General features: G+C 62.9%; 19 protein-coding genes. 12 read left to right on the top strand and 7 right to left on the bottom strand.

Features of this window, described 5'->3' with window-relative positions:
- Window positions 1-9: 9 nt before the first annotated feature.
- From I6F24_RS02075 to I6F24_RS02065, 3 genes are read right to left on the bottom strand one after another with little or no spacing between them, the layout of a single operon-like run.
- Entirely contained in the window at window positions 10-846 is an 837-nt protein-coding gene (locus I6F24_RS02075) for a carbohydrate ABC transporter permease (RefSeq protein ID WP_225149896.1), read from the bottom strand.
- Window positions 843-1,790 carry a sugar ABC transporter permease gene (locus tag I6F24_RS02070; protein ID WP_225149895.1) on the bottom strand — a complete coding sequence of 316 codons (948 nt, stop codon included), beginning with the start codon at window positions 1,788-1,790 and terminating at the stop codon, window positions 843-845. Before I6F24_RS02070 ends, I6F24_RS02075 begins: the two co-directional genes overlap by 4 nt.
- A complete protein-coding gene (locus tag I6F24_RS02065; protein WP_225149894.1) occupies window positions 1,783-2,934 on the bottom strand; it encodes an ABC transporter ATP-binding protein in 1,152 nt (383 codons plus the stop codon). Before I6F24_RS02065 ends, I6F24_RS02070 begins: the two co-directional genes overlap by 8 nt.
- 152 nt (window positions 2,935-3,086) lie before the next feature.
- Here I6F24_RS02065 and I6F24_RS02060 point away from each other — a divergent pair, with 152 nt between their 5' ends.
- The 6 genes from I6F24_RS02060 (at window position 3,087) to I6F24_RS02035 (ending at window position 9,005) form a co-directional block, all read left to right on the top strand.
- Complete coding sequence (locus tag I6F24_RS02060) at window positions 3,087-3,986, top strand: LysR family transcriptional regulator (protein ID WP_057027230.1); 900 nt, start codon at window positions 3,087-3,089, stop codon at window positions 3,984-3,986.
- A 210-nt stretch (window positions 3,987-4,196) separates the two neighbouring features.
- Window positions 4,197-5,024, top strand: coding sequence for an HD domain-containing protein (locus tag I6F24_RS02055; protein WP_036023069.1), 828 nt, complete (start codon window positions 4,197-4,199; stop codon window positions 5,022-5,024).
- A gap of 134 nt (window positions 5,025-5,158) precedes the next feature.
- Complete coding sequence (locus I6F24_RS02050; protein WP_036023109.1) at window positions 5,159-6,052, top strand: alpha/beta hydrolase; 894 nt, start codon at window positions 5,159-5,161, stop codon at window positions 6,050-6,052.
- A gap of 171 nt (window positions 6,053-6,223) precedes the next feature.
- Entirely contained in the window at window positions 6,224-6,850 is a 627-nt protein-coding gene (gene folE / locus I6F24_RS02045; protein WP_036023070.1) for a GTP cyclohydrolase I FolE, read from the top strand.
- A 144-nt stretch (window positions 6,851-6,994) separates the two neighbouring features.
- A complete protein-coding gene (locus I6F24_RS02040) occupies window positions 6,995-7,570 on the top strand; it encodes an HdeD family acid-resistance protein (protein ID WP_036023073.1) in 576 nt (191 codons plus the stop codon).
- Between the two features lie 223 nt (window positions 7,571-7,793).
- Complete coding sequence (locus tag I6F24_RS02035; protein ID WP_036023074.1) at window positions 7,794-9,005, top strand: ABC transporter substrate-binding protein; 1,212 nt, start codon at window positions 7,794-7,796, stop codon at window positions 9,003-9,005.
- Window positions 9,006-9,445: 440 nt separating this feature from the next.
- On the opposite strand, the gene I6F24_RS02030 is transcribed toward I6F24_RS02035, so the two are convergent.
- Complete coding sequence (locus I6F24_RS02030) at window positions 9,446-10,339, bottom strand: hypothetical protein (RefSeq protein WP_225156168.1); 894 nt, start codon at window positions 10,337-10,339, stop codon at window positions 9,446-9,448.
- A 353-nt stretch (window positions 10,340-10,692) separates the two neighbouring features.
- Here I6F24_RS02030 and I6F24_RS02025 point away from each other — a divergent pair, with 353 nt between their 5' ends.
- Together I6F24_RS02025 and I6F24_RS02020 are read left to right on the top strand one after the other, a co-directional pair.
- Window positions 10,693-10,842 carry a hypothetical protein gene (locus I6F24_RS02025; RefSeq protein WP_157785985.1) on the top strand — a complete coding sequence of 50 codons (150 nt, stop codon included), beginning with the start codon at window positions 10,693-10,695 and terminating at the stop codon, window positions 10,840-10,842.
- Window positions 10,839-11,513 carry a DNA methyltransferase gene (locus I6F24_RS02020; protein WP_225149893.1) on the top strand — a complete coding sequence of 225 codons (675 nt, stop codon included), beginning with the start codon at window positions 10,839-10,841 and terminating at the stop codon, window positions 11,511-11,513. Before I6F24_RS02025 ends, I6F24_RS02020 begins: the two co-directional genes overlap by 4 nt.
- A 29-nt stretch (window positions 11,514-11,542) precedes the next feature.
- Here I6F24_RS02020 and I6F24_RS02015 read toward each other — a convergent pair whose 3' ends face one another.
- Together I6F24_RS02015 and I6F24_RS02010 are read right to left on the bottom strand one after the other, a co-directional pair.
- Window positions 11,543-12,283 (bottom strand): hypothetical protein, encoded by a 741-nt coding sequence (locus tag I6F24_RS02015; protein ID WP_036023078.1) that lies wholly within the window; start codon window positions 12,281-12,283, stop codon window positions 11,543-11,545.
- Window positions 12,246-12,686: a hypothetical protein gene (locus I6F24_RS02010; protein ID WP_225149892.1), complete on the bottom strand. Its 441-nt coding sequence runs from the start codon at window positions 12,684-12,686 to the stop codon at window positions 12,246-12,248. Before I6F24_RS02010 ends, I6F24_RS02015 begins: the two co-directional genes overlap by 38 nt.
- A gap of 537 nt (window positions 12,687-13,223) precedes the next feature.
- Here I6F24_RS02010 and I6F24_RS02005 point away from each other — a divergent pair.
- Together I6F24_RS02005 and I6F24_RS02000 are read left to right on the top strand one after the other, a co-directional pair.
- Window positions 13,224-14,438, top strand: a complete 1,215-nt coding sequence (locus I6F24_RS02005) for an acyl-CoA dehydrogenase family protein (protein WP_036023081.1) — start codon at window positions 13,224-13,226, stop codon at window positions 14,436-14,438.
- Window positions 14,439-14,594: 156 nt separating this feature from the next.
- A complete protein-coding gene (locus I6F24_RS02000) occupies window positions 14,595-14,888 on the top strand; it encodes a hypothetical protein (protein ID WP_225127281.1) in 294 nt (97 codons plus the stop codon).
- 214 nt (window positions 14,889-15,102) lie between these two features.
- On the opposite strand, the gene I6F24_RS01995 is transcribed toward I6F24_RS02000, so the two are convergent.
- Complete coding sequence (locus I6F24_RS01995) at window positions 15,103-16,842, bottom strand: methyl-accepting chemotaxis protein (protein ID WP_036023111.1); 1,740 nt, start codon at window positions 16,840-16,842, stop codon at window positions 15,103-15,105.
- Window positions 16,843-17,077: 235 nt separating this feature from the next.
- On the opposite strand from I6F24_RS01995, the gene I6F24_RS01990 reads away from it, so the two are divergent.
- Together I6F24_RS01990 and I6F24_RS01985 are read left to right on the top strand one after the other, a co-directional pair.
- Complete coding sequence (locus I6F24_RS01990) at window positions 17,078-18,460, top strand: ethanolamine ammonia-lyase subunit EutB (protein ID WP_036023084.1); 1,383 nt, start codon at window positions 17,078-17,080, stop codon at window positions 18,458-18,460.
- Between the two features lie 148 nt (window positions 18,461-18,608).
- Window positions 18,609-20,195 carry a B12-binding domain-containing radical SAM protein gene (locus tag I6F24_RS01985; RefSeq protein WP_036023085.1) on the top strand — a complete coding sequence of 529 codons (1,587 nt, stop codon included), beginning with the start codon at window positions 18,609-18,611 and terminating at the stop codon, window positions 20,193-20,195.
- The last annotated feature ends 3 nt before the right edge of the window (window positions 20,196-20,198 follow it).

Here is a 20,198-nt window from a genome sequence, read left to right as displayed (position 1 = left end):
GTGACGTGGCTACTTCATCCCGGTGAGGGTGATGCCCTCGATGAAACGGCGCTGGGCAAAGAGGAAAGCGATGACGAGCGGCGCGATGATCACCATCGCCGCCGCCATCAGCGGGCCGTAGCTGGTGCCGGCCTCGCTGTTGCGGAAATGGGCGACCGCGAGCGGCGGCGTGCGCAAATGCTCGCTGTTGAGCACGATCAGCGGCCAGAAATAGTCGTTCCAATGCGCGACCACGGAGAAGATGCCGAAGGCGGTCACTGCGGGAATCGCGGCCGGCAGCATCACCCGCCAGACGATGCCGAATTCGGAGATGCCGTCCATGCGCGCGGCGTCGACGAGATCGTCGGGCACGGTCTTGAAGAACTGGCGCATCAGGAAGATGCCGAACACCGAGATCGTGAAGGGCAGCACCAGCGCGGCATAGCTGTCGAGCAGGCCGATCTTGTGCAGCAGCAGGAAGACCGGGATCGCGGTCGCCTGCGGCGGGATCAGGATCCCGAACAGCACCAGCGCGAACAGCGTCTCACGGCCGACGAAGCGAAGTTTTGCCAGCGCGTAGGCCGCCGGCAGCGCCACCATCACCTGCAACACGAAGATCGAGACCGTGACGATGATTCCGTTGAGCAGGAAGCGCAGCAGATTGGCCTTGGCGAAGGCCTCGCGCAGATTCTCGACAAGCGCGAACTGGTGCGGGATCAGGTGCAATTCGCTGGAGAAGATCTCGGTCTGCGGCTTGGATGCGGTCGAGATCATCCAGATGAAGGGGGCCAGCATGAGCGCGGCGCCCGCGATCAGCAGCACGTGGCGGAGGATCGCCCGGACTGGGATGGGATGCGCGTTGCTCATGTGTAGTGCACGCCGCGATCGGCGAGCCTCGATTTGATCAGGGTGAGCGCGAGGACGAAGACCAGGAAGACGACGGTGATGGCCGCGGCATAGCCCGAGCGGAAGAATTCGAAGCCTTCCGTGTACATCGTGTGGATCAGAACCTCGGTGGATTTCGACGGGCCGCCCTTGGTCAAGACGTGCACGGTGTCGAACACCTGGAACGAGCGGATGCCGGAGATCACGACGACGAAGGTCGTGACCGGCCCCAGCATCGGCCAGGTCACGAGGCGGAAGCGTGCCCAGCCGCTCGAGGCGCCGTCGATCTCAGCCGCCTCGTAGAGCTGCTTGGGAATGGAGACGAGGCCGGCGAGGAACAGCACCATGTTGAAGCCGACGGCCTGCCAGATGCCGATCGCGCACAGCGCATAGAGGGCGGTGCTGCGGTCCTGGAGCCATGCGAAGGCCGGCAGGCCCGCGCCGCGGAGAAGCCCGTTCACCAGGCCGAATTGCGGATGCAGCATGAATTCCCACACCACCGCCATCGCGATCAGGGTCGCCATGACTGGCAGGAAATAGATCGTCCGGTAGAGGCTGCGCAGGCTGGTGCCGCTCTGGATCAAAAGCGCGATCGCAAGGCCGGCGATCACGGCGCCGGGCACCACGATCACGACGTAAGTCAGCGTGTTGCGCAGCGCGGTCCAGAACACCTTGTCGGCGAACAGGTCCTGGTAGTTGGCGAGCCCGATCCAGGAGAAATGCGGCGCGCCGAGCTGATAGTCGGTGAAGGAGAGGGCGATCACGCCGGCGAGCGGACCGAGCAGCATGACCAGCATGAGCGCGGCGGCCGGCGTCACCAGCGCGTAGGCGGCATGGCCCCGCCTGCTGCCATGGGCCGGCAGCGTGCGCCTCGTCGTGCCCGCGGGAGCAACAGTCGCCCCGATGGTGATGGAGCCGTCAGACATGGGCAGGCTCACGGATGCGCTCGGCCTGCTCCATTCTGAGCTCGATCCGTTTCCCGGCCCGATCGAACATCCGCACCGCGTCAGGTGCGAAGCCGAAGGCGACGGAGCTTGCCATCGCCGGCAAATGCTTGACGTCCGCGAGCCGCGCGATCAGGCGCGACCCGGTGCCTTCGACCGCGAGATGCACGAAGGCCTCGGCGCCGAGATTCTCCAGATGGACGACGGTTCCGGAGAACGGCCCGGTGCCGAGCTCGACCCGCTCCGGGCGGACCCCGATGCGGCAATCGCCGGCCGCCGCATTGCACGTAAGTTTCAAGGCGGTCCCCAGCACATCGACGCCGCCGTCCTTGCGGATCCGGCCGGGGAGGACGTTGATCTTGGGGCTGCCGATGAATTCGGCAACGCGGATGTCGCCGGGCTCGTTGTAGATCTCGGCCGGCGTGCCGGCCTGGATCAGCTCACCGCCCATCATGACGGCGATCCGGCTCGACATCGTCATCGCCTCGGCCTGGTCGTGCGTGACGTAGACGAACGTTGCCTTGAGGCGGCGATGCAGCTCGGCGAGCTCTGCGCGCATGTGGACGCGCAGCTTGGCGTCGAGATTGGAGAGCGGTTCGTCGAACAGGAAGGCCACCGGTTCTCGCACCATGGCGCGTCCGACCGCGACGCGTTGCCGCTGTCCGCCGGACAATTGTCCGGGCTTGCGCCGCAGCAATGGGGTGATGTCGAGCTGCTCGGCGATGCCTTCGATGTCGGCGCGAATGTGCCGTTCCTTGGCGCGCCGGCCCGGCAGCAGCGCACCCAGTAGCGGCAGTCGCTCGATCGCGGAGAGGCGCCGTATCCGCAGCGGCACCGCGATGTTGTCGAAGGCGCTCAAATGCGGATAAAGCGCATAGGATTGGAACACCATCGCGAGGTTGCGCGCGCTCGGGCGAATGCCGTCCATGGCGCGGCCGTCGATGTGGACCTCGCCGGAATTTTGCGGCTCGAGCCCGGCAATGATGCGAAGCAGGGTCGACTTGCCGCAGCCGGACGGGCCGACCAGCGAGATGAACTCGCCGTCGGCGATGCGGAAATCGATGCCTTTCAGGACGTCGGTGCCGTCAAAGGACTTGCGGATTGCGGATAGTTCGATTTGCGCCATGCGCGCTGATCCCCTGCTGGTCCGTTTGCGGCGCACGAGGAGTAGGAAGCGCGTCTGACATTCACATAACGGTCAATGGCCCGGCTTATGGTCGTCCCAAGTTTTGCTTTCAGGTCCGGAAGACGGGGAAGAACGATCTTGGGTTGCTTGTTGTGGCGTTGACGTCGTCGCGTGTCCGGGCGGTCAATGCGGTGTTCGAGACCGGCAGCTTTGCCGCTGCGGCAAGGCGGCTCGGGGTGTCGCAGCCGGCCGTTGCGCAGCTGGTGCGGGATCTGGAGGCCGAGTTCGGGGTGGCGCTGTTCGACCGACACGGCCAGACCCTGATCGCGACGTCGCTGTGCCGGCGGCTCTATGCCGCAACGAGCCGCATGCAGGCGGTCGAGGCGGATGCGCTCGCCATCCTGCAGCAGCGCGACGAGCTCACCGGGGGTGAGCTTCGCATCGGGCTCGGCAACGCCATGCCCGGCATGGCGTTGATCGCGGCGTTCCGCAATCTCTATCCGAAGATCCAGATCAACATCGAGATCGGCAGCTGGTCGGCGATCATGGCCGCGGTGGTCGACCAGCGCGTCGACGTCGCCGTACTGCCGGAGGTGCCGCAGGACAACCGCTTCCGGCGCGAGCCCTGCGTGCAGCAACGCGTCGTTGCGATCTGCCATCCCGTTCACGACCTCAGCCGCCAGTCGCGCGTGTCCATCGCCGGCCTCATGCAATATCCGCTGGTGTTCCGGACCCGGGATTCCGCGACCCAGCGCGCCGTCGACCGGGCGTTTCGCGCCCTCAACCTGCGCGCCAGTCCGGCGATCATCGTCAATACGCGCGAGGGGATGCTGGAGGCGGTGGCCAACCGGCTTGGCGTCGGCTTCGTCTGGGAGCACGGCTCGAGCCGCATCGACCGGATCGCGAAGGTGGCGATCGCGGAAATCGAGGCGGAGTCGCCCGAATACATCTTCTCGCTGGCGGGCAAGCGCGGCAAGCTGGTCGAGCTGTTCTACCTGGCCCGAAGCCTTTCGCGCCCGGCCGACGGCGCCGATATCCTGGCCGCGCCCTGAGCGGCGGCCGCCTTCCCGCCGCTTTGGGTTGTGCTGAACTGTGACGGCAACCGTGATGTTGCGCAGCGGGACGGTAAGGTATTTGCGTATTTTCCGTCCCCGAAGTTTGGTTACCCGGCCCAAGATGGGCTATGCTCCCCGCTGCGTCGACGACAAGAATGAGACGTCGGGAGATGGCATGGGATACCAGCGGCGGACGGGGCTGCGTCCATGATAACCTTACCCAGACTGGCAGCTGAATCGCTGGAGCAGTTCCTCGGCAACTTCATGCGCCGCCGGTACGATGAGACTTCCGCAAGCATCGTTGCAAGCGCAACCCGTACCGCGATGGAATGCATCGGCAACAGCGATGCGCTCTACCACAATATCGAGCATACGATGCTGGTGACCCTGGCCGCCCAGGCGATCCTCCGCGGCCGAAGCCTTCATACCCATCTTTCGGCGGAAGATTACGTTCATGTCCTGATCGCCTGCCTCGCCCACGACATCGGCTATGTCCGCGGCCTGTTCGAGGAGGATGACGCCGACGGCTTCGTCATCGACGCCGCCGACAACAAGATCTCGTTGCCGCGCGGCGCGTCGGACGCGAGCCTGATGATGTATCACGTCGACCGTTCGAAGCTGTACGTGACGCGGCGGCTCCGCCATATCCCGGGAGTCGATCCGGAGCGCGTTGCCCGCGCCATCGAGGGGACGCGCTTTCCCGCCCGTGAAGGCCAGGAATACGACGACGAAGCCTCGATCCTGCGTGCGGCCGACTTCATCGGCCAGCTCGGCGATCCCAACTATCTGCGCAAGGCCAACGCGCTCTATTACGAGTTCGAGGAGGTCGGCATCAACCGCCAGCTCGGCTACGACTCGCCCGCCGACATCGTGAACCGCTACCCGCAATTCTATTGGAACAGCGTTGCTCCGCACATCCAGACCGAGATCGGCTATCTCAACAAGACCGAGATCGGCCGGCAATGGATCGCCAACCTCTACAGCAACGTGTTCCGCGCCGAGCGCGACATCTCGCTGTCCGGTCCGCAGAAATAGGCCCCTTGTAGCCTCGTAGCCCGGATGGAGCGTAAGCGAAATCCGGGATTCGCGGATACAGGCGTCCCCGCATTGCGCTTCGCTCCATGCGGGCTACACGAGCTCTGCGCAACGAGATCATCCGTGAGCAAATCATGCAACAAAAAACCATCATCACTGATATCCTCGACATCGCTTATCGCGAATACGGTGCGCCGGACGGCTGGCCCTGCATCATGGGACATGGCTTTCCCTATGACGCGAACGCCTATGCCGAGACCGCGCCGATCCTCGCCGAGGCCGGCGCCCGCGTGCTGGTGCCCTGGCTGCGCGGTTACGGGCCGACGCGGTTCCGCTTCGCCGAGACGCTGCGCTCCGGCGAGCAGGCGGCGCTCGGCGCCGATCTCCTGGCCTTCATGGATGCGCTCGGGATCAAGCGGGCCATCGTCGGCGGCTATGATTGGGGCGGGCGCGCCGCCTGCGTGGTTTCGGCGCTCCATCCGGAGCGCGTGATCGGTCTCGTCTCCGGCAATTCCTACAACATCCAGAACATCGCCCTCGCCATGGAGCCGGCCTCGCCGCCGGAGGAGGCGGCGTTCTGGTATCAGTATCTCTTCCACAATGAGCGCGGCCGCCGCGCCTTGGAGCGCAACCGCCGCGGCTTTGCCCGTCAGCTCTGGACGATGTGGTCGCCGAAATGGGCCTTCGATGACGCGACGTTCGAGACAAGCGCCGTGTCATTCGACAACCCTGACTTCGTCGACGTCGTGATCCATTCCTACCGCCATCGCTACGCGCTGGTGGCGGGCGATCCCGCCTATGCGGGGATCGAGGCAAAGCTCGCCGCGCAGCCGCCGATCCGTGTCCCCTCGATCGCGATCGACGGCGACAGCGACGGCGTCAACCCCGGCACCGCCCACCACGCGCGCAAGTTCGAGGGATTTTTCGAGCGGCGCGTCTTCACCGATGCCGGTCACAATTTGCCGCAGGAGCGGCCGGCCGAATGGGCGCAGGCCGTGATCGACGTGCGGAAAGCGGCTGCGTCATAGGCGGCCCCGAGGCGCCCTCGGCGCACCTCATCATGAGGGGATTGGCGGGTCGGCACTAGGCCCTCCACCCGTTCCCCCAAATTTCCCCGACTTTCGGGAACCTTTTCCGATTGCGGCCGTCCAAGCTGTGGCCCGCTTCCATATGCGGGCTCGTTGCAGGGGAGAAGCTTGATGAAGTCACAAGTGCGCAAGCTGGAACGTGTCGCGGTGGCGCAGGCGCCGTCCGATCGGCCTGAGAGGGCGGAGGTCGAACAGGCGATCCGGACCATGATCCGCTGGGCCGGCGATGATCCCGCGCGCGACGGTCTGCGCGAGACACCTGATCGCGTCGCACGCGCTTTCGAGGAGTATTTTTCGGGGTACGCGCAGGACCCGACGGAAATTCTGCAGAAGACTTTCGAGGAAATCGAAGGCTATGACGAGATGATCGTGCTGCGCGGCGTTCGCTTCGAGAGCCATTGCGAGCACCACATGGCGCCGATCGTCGGCCGCGCCTGGGTCGCCTATATTCCGCAAGGGCGCGTGGTCGGCATCTCCAAGCTCGCACGCGTGGTGGACGTCTACGCAAAACGGCTCCAGATCCAGGAGAAGATGACCGCGCAAATCGCCAATACCATCAACGATGTGCTCAAGCCTGAAGGCGTCGGGGTCATTATCAAGGCGACGCATCACTGCATGACCACGCGCGGCGCGCACAAGCCCGGGACCGATCTCGTCACCAGCCGTATGCTGGGTGTGTTCCGCGACAATGCGCTGACGCGCCAGGAACTGCTGGGGCTCGCCAGTTCGGACGATTGACCTGCGCTCGGCGCTGACCCGCCGCATTCGATCTTGATTTGCGTCAAGGTTGCGGCAGGCGAGGTCTGCTCTGCTGGGTGTTGTCTCGGTCGGGTGCGTGCTATCATGGCGTGTGCCCGGGGGCTTCGCATGCAGGAGTGGCCCATGACAACTGCGTCAGATACGTCTCATCCGTCCGGTCTCGGCTGGGGAATGGCTGCGCTACACGCCAAATGGGGCTGGATCGTCGCGCTCGGCGTCGTCTACCTGATTGCCGGCTTCGTCGCGCTCGGCAGCATGGTGATGGCGACGGTGGCGAGCGTGATCGTGGTCGGCGCAATGATGATCGTCGCCGGCGTCACCGAGGTGATCGGCGCATTCCAGATGAAGAGCTGGGGAAAGTTCCTGATCTGGGCCTTGCTCGGTGTGCTCTACATCGTTGCCGGCTTCCTCACCTTCGCGAACCCGCTCTTCGCCGCGGTTCTGCTCACGCTGTTCCTCGGCGCCTCGCTGCTGGCCTCCGGCGCGGTCAGGCTGTTTCTCGCCTTCAGCATGAAGCGCGAAAGCCCGTGGGGCTGGGTGGCGGTGTCGGCCGTCGTCACGCTGCTGCTCGGGCTGCTGATCCTGGTGCGCTGGCCGGTGAACAGCGTCTACATCCTCGGCCTGTTCCTCGGCATCGACCTGATCATGGCCGGTGCCGGATGGGTCAGCTTGGGCTTCGCCTTGAAGCGGCGCGGCTAAAGCATGATCCGGAAAAGTGCCGAAGCGGTTTTCCGGAAAGCTCATGCGTCAAGAACAACCTGACGCACGATGACGATTCATCAAAATCTCGTCGCGCTTCAGGCGATGCCATCAGCAACTCGACGCAAGACCATCTTGATGAACTCCGCTGATCTGACGCGCTGACAAGAAGCAGCGCGCCGCGCGGTCGTTTCGCCGCGGCGACAATCATTGGGGAGAAACCATGAAAGCCGCTTTGGCCCTGGCCGCAGCGCTGGCTGCCGCCTGCTTGTCCGCTCCTGTCTCCGCGCAAAAATCCTACGGTCCTGGAGTTAGCGACACCGAGATCAAGATCGGCAACACTATGCCCTATAGCGGCCCGGCATCGCCGCTCAGCATCACGGGACGGGTGATCTCCGCCTATTTCGACGAGATCAACGAGAAGGGCGGCGTTGGCGGCCGCAAGCTCAACCTGATCTCGCTCGACGATGCCTTCTCGCCGCCCAAGACCATGGAAGCCGCGCGGCGCCTCGTCGAAGGCGACGGCGTCGCCTTCATCTTCGCCACCATGGGCACGGCGCCGAGCTCGGCGATCGCAAAATATCTCAACAGCAACAAGGTGCCGCAGATCTTCCTGATCAGCTCGGCCTCGAAGTGGAACGATCCCGCCAACATGCCTTGGTCGATCGCGCTGCCCTGGGCGCCGAACTACACCAGCGAGGCTGCGATCGACGTCGCCTATGCCCGCGCCAGGAACCCGAATGCGCGCTTTGCGGTGCTCTACCAGAACGACGACGCCGGCAAGGAATATCTTCGCGGCGTCAAGGAGGCGCTCGGTGCCGACGCCGACAAGGCGATCGCGATGGCCTCGAGCTTCGAGGTCGCCGATCCCACCGTCGATTCCCAGGTCCTGACGCTCGCCAATACCAAGGCCGACGTCTTCATGATCTATTCGGTGACGCCGCGCGCCTGCGCGCAGGCGATCCGCAAGGCGCACGAAGTCGGCTGGCAGCCGACGCGCTTTCTGGCCTCCGGCTGCGCCAACAAGGCTACCGTGATGGCGCCCGCTGGCCTGGAGGCCGGCAAGGGTGTGCTGTCGCTCGGCGCGCTCAAGCCGTTCGTCGAGGCGCCGAAGGACGATCCGGCGATGACGGCCTATATCGACTTCATGAAGAAGCGCCTGCCCAATGCCGACATCAACAACGTCGCCGGCCTCTATGGCTACACCGTCGCCGAGGCGCTGGTGGCGCTGCTGAAGCAGTGCAAGGACAATCTGACGCGCGAGAACATCATGGCGCAGGCCGCGAATCTGAAGAACGTGCCGCTGTCGCTCCTGATGCCCGGCATCACCCTCAACACCACGCCGCAGGATTTCCGCCCGATCAAGGACGGCTACATGCTCCAGTTCGACGGCAACGACTGGGTTATCGCGAGCGAGCTGTTGCGCGGAACGTGAGGGACGGCCGATGTAGCGGCGGCGTAGACGGTGCACCCTCTCCCCTTGCGGGAGAGGGTGCACCGCCGACTAAGTGCCCGCAACAACCTATCCGCTCTGCTATCGACAAGGCTGGATGGGAACCGAGCGCTGGATCGTCGCTAGGCCAGCGCCTGAACAACTCGTATAGAAAGCGTCAGTTCGATCGGGATAAAAGTAGGCGAGACGGAACGCGCCAGGCGTAGAATCCCCCCTATCAGAGACGTCCGGCACCTGGAATGGTTGAAAAAACAGTAAAGCTGCGGCGTTGGTCGATACTCCGCCGCAGGCTACCCGCGCGGGGACCAGTCTCTTCTCGTTAACGTTCTGGCTTTTTACGCATTTCATCGCTTGCGCTTGAGCTGTACCCGTGAACGCTGCAGTTGCGAGCAGAAATAAAATGGTTCGCATTGATCTTTCTCCTATGGTCGTCGCACAGCGCTCCGAAGGCGCTCAATCTCAAATGACCTATCTAGCTCTTTGTGATCTCCGAGCGCGTCTGGTCCAATGGTGATCAGGAGTTCGTCGGTCGTCGTTCTACTTCCGCTAAGGAACGGCGCGTTGGGATTTGCGATAACGTTGACGAAGTGCCAGGTGGGCGTGATATCTCCCCCGGCTACGACCTCGAAGGTTACGTGATGCGTTATAGTCTCGAACGGACCGTTCTTAATCCTCTCGGAAAGAGTTCGTGACGAGTCCCAAGTCTCAAGTGCGGCCTTCAGCGTTTGATGGATACCGAGATTGCCAGCAATAGGCTCGCGAACTCCAGTCTCGTTCGTAATGACATCGCAGTATTGCGGCGGGCGCTCACGAAATGAAATCTTCTTTCCATCCAATAGTTCTTTAAAGGGCAGAAAGTAGGTCATCGTCATTTCGCGTGTCCCAGCCGTAGAGCCGCTGGCGCCAGCCGCGATCGTGAAAACAGTTGGTGGAGCATCCGCCGTGAGGCCGGGGCTGATTGTGCTTTTGTCCAACGCTCGAATCGTAAGCGCGATCTTCGCAGCCCAACTGTAGAGCATCGCCCGCTTAGGGTCGTTAGGCCCGTACTCGCGGGCTACAGCATTATAAAGCTCGCACCTCACATGCTCAGCGATGCCTTTGACAAAATTACGGAAATCATTGTCGCTGGCATAACTAAGTCGCATGACCGGCAGGGTGGACCCGCAGCTGCCAAAAAAACTGACAACAAAACCCCCGCGACAGAAAGCACTCGCCTCATCGCACTGCCCCCAATGCGCAGAAAATCTCTTTAGGTAATTCCGGAAGTATACATCCATCGGTTGTCTCGTCCAGTGCGCCAGGATCCGTTTGATCAAGATTATCTGCAAATGAATGCCTAGCTCCGCCAAGCGTTAGGCGACCCATTGTACAGATCCTCCTCACGACCGATAAACTATTCTGGCGCAGTCCTATTGCGTCTCAAGGCCATCACCAGTCGTGCGTCTATCCCCAATGCACGGCCAGTTGGACAGGGAAGATGGTGCCAAGGCGCGTACGAGCAAGGCATCCAACCGTATCCCTGAAGGGAGCCCTCGGCCGGCCCCTCCGTTGCGCGTCCGCTAACTCCTCGTTTCCCGTCCGGCCGCGATTGGCGCAGCAGCTGGTAAGACCAAATGGGAGATAGTCAAATGAAAGCAATCAGAAGATCCAGGCGCCACATGCGTTTTATGTGGTCGAGGATGAAGGCGACAGTGCCTTCTGGACCAAGATCGGCGCCGCATGGCCGCACCGGGACGGCAAGGGCTTCAACATCCAGCTCAGCTGTATGCCCCTGCGTCTCATCGTCCGCGAGCCGAAGGCTGAGGAGGCGGGGCGATGAGCCCCGCTGCCTCGCGGCAGCTCCGCAATACAGTCGTCAACGGAGACTGTGTTGCGGTGATGCGCCGAATGGAAGCCGCAAGCGTGGACTTCATGCTCACCGATCCGCCCTACCTCTGCCGCTACAAATCGCGCGATGGGCAGACCATTGCCAACGATGACCGCGTTGGCTGGCTTGAGCCAGCGTTCAGCGAAATGTACCGCGTTCTGAAGCCTGGTGCATTCTGCGTCAGCGTCTACGGCTGGCATGCAGCTGATAAGTTTATCGGTGCTTGGCGCAAGGCTGGCTTCCGCATTGTCGGACATACAGTCTTCAGGAAGCGCTACGCTTCTCAGTCAGCTACATGCGATCCGAGCACGCGCGGGCCTACCTGCTTGCCAAGGGCTACGCCGCCCTACCCGCCCGGCCGGTGCCTGACGTCATCGACTGGAGCTACACGGGTAATCGGCTGCATCCGACAGAAGCCGATCAAGGTCTTACGTCCGCTTATTGAAGCGTTCTGTTCCGATGACGGTATCGTATTGGACCCGTTCTGCGGGTCCGGATCGACGCTGGCCGCAGCAAGGCACGCCGGACATTCGGCTGTTGGCATTGAATTAGATGCCGGGCACTGGCAAACAGCAGCCCTGCGACTACATTTCATATTCAGCGACGCAGCGGCGTGCAACTAAGGCAGCCGCACGTCGCTCAGTTGATCTACCTAATTCAGGTCTCGGGTGATATCCGAGTTCGTAAGCCACCCCTCAACTTTTTCCGACGGCGAGCCGCTCGCAGTCACGAATACGTCTTGAGCGCCCTTGATCTTAAGCATTTCGTCTCGCGCATCCGCCAAGGAGGCATCCATTTTGACGACGGCGAACTTTGTCACGATGGACCGGATTTCTTCATTTCCAAGCTTGTGAGAAAGAAATTCGCTCAACTTGATCTTGCTAAGGTCGGCGACAGGAGAACCCGACGATAGCTTGGATACAAGATATTTGTTCAGTGTGCCTTCATGAACAACACAGAGGGCTTTCTGGTCCGCAAAAATCGGCACGCGCGTGTTGCCCTCCTCAACCTTTTCTTTCAATTCACGCACACTGAACTTTGTCTCCGGGGCGGGATCGCTCAGCGCCTCTATCCTTTTAAACGGCTTCATGGCTTGCCGAACGGACACTTGCGCGAGTTGTTGGTCTGGAGTCAGTCGGTTGACCATCCGCTGCACGCTTTGGTTTGCGCTGTCAAAGTTCTCTCGGGCAAAGTAAAAGGCGAGTATGGTCCCAGCCCAAGTACCAAACAATGGTAACAGGGCTGAGAACACTTTATCTATTTGGGCTTCGGTGTTGGTCTTATTGATTAATAGTGTCGCTATAAATATTGCACCGAAGAACGAACACAGAAACACTGTCCAAGCGAGGCGATCCTTAAAAGGCTTCGCCTCGGGTGGGTTGGATTCCGACATGGCTTCCTCCGCAATGCTTATCCTTCCATCTCACCGTAAAGCCGTGAAATTCTGGATACTGTCCAACCTTGCGGGTTTCCATTCTGACGGAGGGAGTGTGGAAGATGATCTCTCTCTGTACCAACTCGGTCTGCGGTATATCAAAACTCCAATCCTGAAGCTTCATAGTCACTTCAGGCAAGTCCAGCTTGATCGTCACGACCTCCCAGGACACATCGATATCAATACCGATCCAACCTTCTATCGGGTTGTCAGGGTCTGGGCCTTCTTCCCGCAATCTTTCGAACTCTTGCTCATACTTTCCGGTGATCGACTTGATCCTATCCTTGAGGTTCTTGCTGAGGTCGGTTGCCCTCGCAAGCAGGGCATCTTGATGAGTGGCACAGGGGTTTTCGTCTGACATCACAAACACTCCTTGCATGGCATACTGAAATTTCGGGGCGGCGCGGGCATGCGAATGCCCACCGCACATCGATGGCGCTGAAAATTCTTTAGTCAGTCATGTTGAAGTAGATGGATACTCGAAGAATTTTGGACGCAACAATCGCGTCGGGCTTTCTCCCCGTCGTACGTCTAAAAATTTGAGAGCGTTATAGGAAATTATTACCCTCTACCTTAGCGCGAGTTGTTGGCCGGTCAAGATGGTTTGCGCGTCTAGCGTGTGACATCTTGGCAGAACGGGGAGGTGCCAGATCGAATCCATGATTGTGGGTCCGACGTTGATGATGCGCTAATGGAGCAATAGCCTCCCCTTTGGGGACTTCGACCGAACACCGACGCTAGGGGGGCTCATCATGCGCTTTTAAGCCGCGTGCGTTAGTGCACGCGAGAGGGCGCCATGAACGAGCCCGAACTCCAGATTATGCTAATCGCCCGTGACGTTAACGTCGCGATAGCCACCTTCTCCCACAACAAGGGGAGAAGGGAAAAGGAGACCACCATGGACTTTCAGCACTCCGCCCGTTCCTTGGAGCTCCAGGCGCGCGTTCGCCAGTTCATGCAGGCCCATGTCGAGCCGGTCGAGGAGCTCTACTACGAGCAGGTCAAGCCGGAAGCTTCACGCTACAAGACTCCGCAAATCCTTCAGGATCTGAAGCGGCGGGCGCGCGAGCAGGGGCTCTGGAACCTGTTCCTGTCCGGCGAGCACGGGCCGGGTCTGACCAATCTCGAATACGCGCCGGTGAAGGAGATCATGGGCCGCATCCTCTGGGCGCCCGAGGTCTTCAACTGCTCCGCGCCCGATGTCGGCAACATGGAGGTGCTCGCAAACTACGGCACCAAGGCGCAGCAGGAGCGCTGGCTGAAGCCGCTCCTCGAGGGGCGCATCCGCTCCGGCTTCTCGATGACGGAGCCGCAGGTCGCCTCCAGCGACGCCACCAACATCCAGTGCGAGATCCGGCGTGACGGCGACGACTACGTGATCAACGGCCGCAAATGGTTCACCTCGGGCGCGATGAACGAGGATTGCGAGATCCTGATCGTGATGGGCAAGACCGCACCCGACCATCCCGACCGCCATCGCCAGCAATCCATGATCCTGGTGCCGAAGAATACGCGTGGGGTGCGCATCGTCCGCGACATGCTCACCTACGGCTATGACGATGCGCCGGTCGGCCATCCCGAGATCGTCTACGACAACGTCCGCGTGCCCGCCGAGAACATTTTGCTCGGCGAGGGCCGCGGCTTCGAGATCGCGCAAGGCCGGCTCGGCCCCGGCCGCATCCACCATTGCATGCGCCTGATCGGCTGCGCCCAGCGTGCGCTCGAACTGATGTGCCAGCGCGCGGTCTCGCGCGTCGCCTTCGGTAAGCCGCTCGCAGAGCAGGGCTCGGTGCGCGAGGACATCGCGCATTCCTTCTGCGAGATCGCGCAAGCCCGCCTGCTTACCTTGCAGGCCGCCGACAAGATGGACCGCGAGGGCAACAAGGCCGCGCGCGACCTGATCGCCGCGGCCAAGATCGTGGTCCCCAGCATGGCCGCCCGCGTCATCGACCGCGCCATCCAGATTCACGGCGCCGCCGGTGTCTCGCAGGACACGTTCCTCGCGCGGGCTTACGTCTACGCCCGCTTCATCCGCATCGGCGACGGGCCGGACCAAGTGCATCTCGCGGCCGTCGGGAAGGAGCTGATCAGGCGCGGCGGGGTGATGGGGTAGCGCCGTGGCCCTTGGCCGGATTGCGCATCGGCGGCGCTTCGAAGCGCCGCGACGGGCAAGTCTTTTGGCCGCGATGCAGTATGGCCTCAGATCAGTGTAGTACGATAGTAACTGCTGACCGAGAGTGACCCTGCACGCCATGGCGGGTTCACCCAGGTGAAAGAGCACAGATCGCTTTTGCGCGAGAAAACGTCCGATGCCGAAGGCGAGCGCGCAAGACTGGACAGCATCATCGATTTCGAGCGGCGGCACTTGCTCGCGGACCTGCGCGCCGGTCGTCCGGATGTGATCCTCGTGGATACCCGGCTGCTCAGCGCGGTCCCGTTCGACTGGCTGGCCTGGGCAAGGTCCGATCCGGAGCTCCAGGCCGAACTAAGTCGTTACCGCGAGCTCGAGGATGCCGGCGGCCGCGTCCGGATCTTGGTCGCTCGATCGGGTTCGGAGCGGTAACCCCGTTCGGTTGCCAGCCGCGGCACAGGCGCCACGCTCGGCATGCTGACATCATGCCCCTGTTTTGCCCGACGAGTCAAAATCGGTCCGTAAAAACAGCAGGGCTTCGCGCCGGGCCGCCAAGCCATTGAAAAAGCTGACCCCCGTCTACTGTGCATGGGGTTGTTTTTCCGTTTTTGCTGGAGCGACCGTTTTCGCGGCGCCAGGCGGGCCGCTACCCCGCCTTGGCGATGCGACCGTCCGCCGACCCCGCGCGCAGATTCTGGAAGAACGTCTCCACCTCCCGCGACAGCGTCTGCGCCGTCTCGGTCAGGCTGCTGGCTGCGGTGAACACCGAAGCCGCCGCGGTATCGGTCTCGCCGATGGCATCGCGCAGCGAGGTGATGTTCGCCACCAGCGTCTCGTTGCCTTGGGCAGCGCTTTGCGCGTTGGAGGAGATCTCGCGCGTGGCCTGGTCCTGCTGACTGACGGCGCCGGCAATCGCGGACGTGACCTCGTTGATCTCGCGCACCGCCCCGCCGATCTCGCGCACGGCGTCGACGGCGTTCCGCGTCGAGGCCTGGATCATCGCGACGTTCTCGCTGATCTCGGCCGTGGCCTTGGCGGTCTGGCCCGCGAGCGCCTTCACCTCGTGGGCGACGACGGCAAAGCCGCGGCCAGCATCGCCGGCGCGCGCCGCCTCGATGGTGGCGTTCAGCGCGAGCAGGTTGGTCTGCTCGGCGATCGCCTGGATCAGGTTGAGCACGCCGTCGATGCGTTGCGTGGCTGCAGCGAGGCTCTCGATCTCGGAGATCGACTTCTCGGTGCGCTGGCCGGTCTGCTCGACCGCGCCGGCGCTCTGCCGCACCTGGCGGCCGATCTCCACCACCGAGGCCGAAAGCTCCTCGGCCGCGCCCGCCACCGCGGTGACGTTGTGCGAGGCCTGCTCGGTGGCGTTCGCCGCGGTGCCGGCGCGGCTGCTCGCATCCGCTGTGACACGCGTGATGGTCTGCGCGGTCTCGCGCATGACGGAGGCGTTGTCGCTGAGGCCGCGCATGATCGCGCCGATCGCCTCGCGAAATTGCTCGACGGACCGCTCGACGTGACGGGCGCGCTCCTCGCGCGCGGCGGCGTCTTGCGACACTTGCGAGGCGAGGTTGCGGTTGCGCCCCATCGAGTCCTGGAACACCTGGATGGCGCGGGCCAGCGCGCCGATCTCGTCGGCGCGGTCGGAGTGCGGCACCACGACATCGTCGGCGCCGTCGGCGACCTGCTTGATGGTGGCGGTGATCGCGGCGAGCGGCCGGGCGATCGAGCGGGCAATGATGACGATGCCAGCGACGACTAGGGCCAGCGCCACGCCGCCGAGGCAGGTGAGGATGAACGACAATGTGCGGGCGGTCTCGGTCTGCTGCGCGATCTGCCTGCCGCGCTCGGCATAGACCTTGGACAGCGCCTCGAGGTCCTTGTTCAGCGCCGAGCGGACGCTGCGGTTGGCGTCGTTGTCGCCCCATTCGCGGCCCGCTGCCGCGTTGATCTCGACGCCGCGCCGCACCAGCTCCTTGCGGAACTCGACGAACTGCTCGATGCGCTTCTTGAAGGTCGCGAACTGCTCGGCATCGTCGGCCTTGACGATGGTCTCCCAGCGCTTCACGACGTCGAGGATCTGGGAGTTGAACTTGAGCAGGCCGTCGCCGTATTTCTTCACCACGGCCGGCTCGGTCGACATGTAGATGCCGCGCGATTCCATCACCACCGCATAGACGAGGGAGTTGACCCGCTCGACGTTCAGCGCGGCGGCATTGGCCGTCTCAATCGCGACTGCGAGGTCCGCGCTGCGGCGGCTGTTGTAGTCGGACAAGATCGCGATCGCTCCCGTGAGCAGCGCGAACAGCGCGAAGATCGCATAGAGCTTGCTGGCAAGCGTGAAGCGGCCTGCCGGCTTGGCGGCATTCCCAGATCGGTCGGATGTCATGATGTTCAAGGAGCCCGGATTGGCCTGACCGGCCGGTGAACGGGGTCAGGCAAATTGTTGCAAAACTATGCAGAACGAAGATGGACGCCTCGTTAACGCGCGGCCTGGCCGCCTCCGTCCTTGGTCGAAGGAAAGGTAAGTCATTTCAGCGTCTTGATCCGAAGGTTTAGTTTCAGGATAGTCTTTTGGGATAGTCTTGGAGTCGGCCGTTGGCCGAGCAACCCCGGAGAGACCCTTGGTCTACCGCCACAGCATCGACGCCACGACCTACAGCTTCCCTGACCTGCGCGACCTGCTCGCCAAGGCGACACCCCCGCGCTCCGGCGACCGGCTGGCCGGCATTGCCGCTGCCAGCTCCGAGCAGATGATCGCCGCGCGGATGGCGCTCGCCAATGTGCCGCTCGGCCAGTTCCTGCAGGAAGCCGTCGTTCCCTACGAGGCCGACGAGGTCACCCGCCTCGTCATCGACAGCCATGACGCTAGGGCGTTCGCGCCGGTGGCATCGCTGACGGTCGGCGCCTTCCGCGACTGGCTGCTGTCGGACGCCGCAACGCCCGAGATCCTGCGCAAGCTGGCGCCCGGCATCACGCCGGAGATGGCGGCCGCGGTGTCGAAGCTGATGCGCAACCAGGATCTGATCCTGGCGGCGCGGAAATGCGAGGTCACCACCGCCTTTCGCAACACTATCGGCCTGAGGGGGCGGATGAGCACACGCCTGCAGCCGAACCATCCCTTCGACGATGCAAGGGGCATCACCGCCTCAATCCTCGACGGCATCCTGCTGGGGGCGGGCGATGCCTGCATCGGCATCAATCCCGCCAGCGACGACCCCGCCGTCATCGCGCAATTGCTGCGGCTGCTCGACGAGATCATCGCGCGGCTGCAGATCCCGACGCAAGGCTGCGTCCTGACCCATGTCACGACGACGCTGTCGCTGATCGGGCAGGGCGTGCCGGTCGACCTCGTCTTCCAGTCGGTCGCGGGCACCGAGGCCGCCAACCGCAGCTTCGGCATCGACCTCGCACTGTTGAAGGAGGCGCAAGAGGCCGGGCTGTCACAGTCGCGCGGCACGGTCGGGCGGAACCTGATGTATTTCGAGACCGGCCAGGGCTCGGCGCTGTCGGCGGGCGCCCATCACGGCGTCGACCAGCAGACCTGCGAGGCGCGCGCCTATGCGGTCGCCCGCGCCTTCGCTCCGCTGCTGGTCAACAGCGTGGTCGGCTTCATCGGCCCGGAATATCTCTATGACGGCAAGGAAATCATCCGCGCGGGGCTGGAGGATCATTTCTGTGGCAAGCTGCTCGGCCTGCCGCTCGGGGTCGACATCTGCTACACCAACCACGCCGAGGCAGATCAGGACGACATGGACAATCTCCTGACGCTGCTCGCCGCCGCCGGCGTCACCTTCATCATGGGTGTTCCCGGTGCCGACGACGTCATGCTGAACTACCAGTCGACGTCTTTTCACGACGCGCTCTATGTCAGGGACGTCTTCGCGCTGCGCCGCGCGCCGGAATTCGACGACTGGCTGGCGCGCTCGGGCATTGCAGGTGCCGATTTCCGGATTGCCGGCGATGCAGGCCTGCTGCCCGATTTTGCCGCGCGGCTGATCGCATGAGGCGGAAGGTCAACTCGGTTGGGAAACCATCGGCGCCTCTCGGAATTATGCTTACGCCACAATATTGAGAAATTCCGCCGACAGCATTACGCTATGTGTCGGGCTGGCAATTTCCGCACCATCGGTTGAGTGTGGCGGGGGAGCTTTGATGCGAGCTGAAAGTAACGGAACGTCCCGGCGGATTCTCTGCGTGTTTCCGCGCTACACCTCGTCCTTCGGCACGTTCGAGCATTCCTATCCCCTGACCGATGGCGTCCGCGCCTTCATGCCGCCGCAAGGGCTGCTGCTGATCTCCGCCTATCTTCCGAAGGAATGGCAGGTCAAATTCGTCGACGAGAACCTGCGCCGCACGACGAGGGAGGAGTTCGAATGGGCGGAAGCCGTCTTCGTCAGCGGCATGCACATCCAGCGCCAGCAGATGAACGACATCTGCCGCCGCGCCCATGAGTTCGATCTGCCGGTCGCGCTCGGCGGGCCTTCTGTCAGCGCCTGTCCCGACTATTACCCGTCCTTCGATTATCTGCATGTCGGCGAGCTCGGCGATGCCACCAACCAGCTGATCGAGATCCTGTCGCGCGGCACCTCGCGGCCCGAACAGCAGGTCGTGCTCACGACCAAGGACCGCGTGCCGATGACGGAGTTTCCGATCCCGGCCTACGAGCTCGCCGACGTGAAGAAGTACTTCCTCGGCAGCATCCAATATTCCAGCGGCTGTCCCTACCAGTGCGAGTTCTGCGACATCCCCGGCCTTTACGGCCGCAATCCGCGCATCAAGACGCCGCAGCAGATCATCGCCGAGCTCGACCGCCTGCGCGAATGCGGCATGACCGACACGGTCTATTTCGTCGACGACAATTTCATCGGCAACCGCAAGGCGGCCATGGACCTGCTGCCGCACCTGATCGAGTGGCAGAAGCGGACCGGCTACGTGGTGCGGCTCGCTTGCGAGGCGACGCTCAACATCGCCAAGCGCCCCGAGATCCTCGAGAAGATGCGCGAGGCCTATTTCATCACCATCTTCTGCGGCATCGAGACGCCGGATCCCGACGCGTTGAAGGCGATGCAGAAGGACCACAACATGATGGTCCCGATCCTGGAGGGCGTGCGCACCATTAATTCCTATGGCATGGAGGTGGTCTCGGGCATCATCATGGGGCTCGACACCGACAAGCCGAACACCTCGGAGGCGCTGCTCGCCTTCGTCGAGGAGTCCCGGATTCCGCTGCTCACCATCAATCTGCTGCAGGCGCTGCCGAAGACACCGCTATGGGACCGGCTTGAGCGCGAGGGGCGGCTGGTCGAGGACGATGGCCGCGATTCCAACGTCGACTTCCTGCTGCCCTATGACGAGGTCGTCGCGTCCTGGAAGCACGCCATGGCAGTCGCTTACGCGCCCGACAAGGTCTACGCGCGCTATCAGCACCAATGCGACCACGTCTATGTGAACCGGCTCAAGGTACCGGTGCCGGACGAGATGAAGACCTGGCGCAGCATCCGGCGCGGCCTCGTCATACTGCGCAACATCTTCTGGAAGGTCGGCGTGCTCGGCGACTATAGGCGCGTGTTCTGGAAGTTCGCGCTGGGCCGCATCAAGCGCGGCGACATCGAAGGCCTGATCGGCTGCACGCTGGTCGCGCACCATCTCATCACCTTTGCGCGCGCGGCCTCCAGCGGCAAGCAGAACGCCTCGAACTATTCGATCCGGCTGCGCGAGGCCGCCGTGCCCGCCGAATGATGC

This window comes from Bradyrhizobium sp. BRP23 (genome assembly GCF_020194135.1).
GTDB lineage: Bacteria > Pseudomonadota > Alphaproteobacteria > Rhizobiales > Xanthobacteraceae > Bradyrhizobium > Bradyrhizobium yuanmingense.
Note: the sequence above shows the minus strand (reverse complement) of the source record. Positions and strands in the feature narration are given on the sequence as shown.

Coding starts and splice junctions, on each gene's coding strand:
- I6F24_RS02005 (WP_036023081.1), top strand. CDS start 13,224: ATGGACTTTCAGCACTCCGCCCGTTCCTTGGAGCTCCAGGCGCGCGTT.
- I6F24_RS02050 (WP_036023109.1), top strand. CDS start 5,159: ATGCAACAAAAAACCATCATCACTGATATCCTCGACATCGCTTATCGC.
- I6F24_RS02010 (WP_225149892.1), bottom strand. CDS start 12,686: ATGTCAGACGAAAACCCCTGTGCCACTCATCAAGATGCCCTGCTTGCG.
- I6F24_RS02065 (WP_225149894.1), bottom strand. CDS start 2,934: ATGGCGCAAATCGAACTATCCGCAATCCGCAAGTCCTTTGACGGCACC.
- I6F24_RS01985 (WP_036023085.1), top strand. CDS start 18,609: ATGCGAGCTGAAAGTAACGGAACGTCCCGGCGGATTCTCTGCGTGTTT.
- I6F24_RS02035 (WP_036023074.1), top strand. CDS start 7,794: ATGAAAGCCGCTTTGGCCCTGGCCGCAGCGCTGGCTGCCGCCTGCTTG.
- folE (WP_036023070.1), top strand. CDS start 6,224: ATGAAGTCACAAGTGCGCAAGCTGGAACGTGTCGCGGTGGCGCAGGCG.
- I6F24_RS02015 (WP_036023078.1), bottom strand. CDS start 12,283: ATGTCGGAATCCAACCCACCCGAGGCGAAGCCTTTTAAGGATCGCCTC.
- I6F24_RS02075 (WP_225149896.1), bottom strand. CDS start 846: ATGAGCAACGCGCATCCCATCCCAGTCCGGGCGATCCTCCGCCACGTG.
- I6F24_RS01995 (WP_036023111.1), bottom strand. CDS start 16,842: ATGACATCCGACCGATCTGGGAATGCCGCCAAGCCGGCAGGCCGCTTC.
- I6F24_RS02040 (WP_036023073.1), top strand. CDS start 6,995: ATGACAACTGCGTCAGATACGTCTCATCCGTCCGGTCTCGGCTGGGGA.
- I6F24_RS02070 (WP_225149895.1), bottom strand. CDS start 1,790: ATGTCTGACGGCTCCATCACCATCGGGGCGACTGTTGCTCCCGCGGGC.
- I6F24_RS02020 (WP_225149893.1), top strand. CDS start 10,839: ATGAGCCCCGCTGCCTCGCGGCAGCTCCGCAATACAGTCGTCAACGGA.
- I6F24_RS02055 (WP_036023069.1), top strand. CDS start 4,197: ATGATAACCTTACCCAGACTGGCAGCTGAATCGCTGGAGCAGTTCCTC.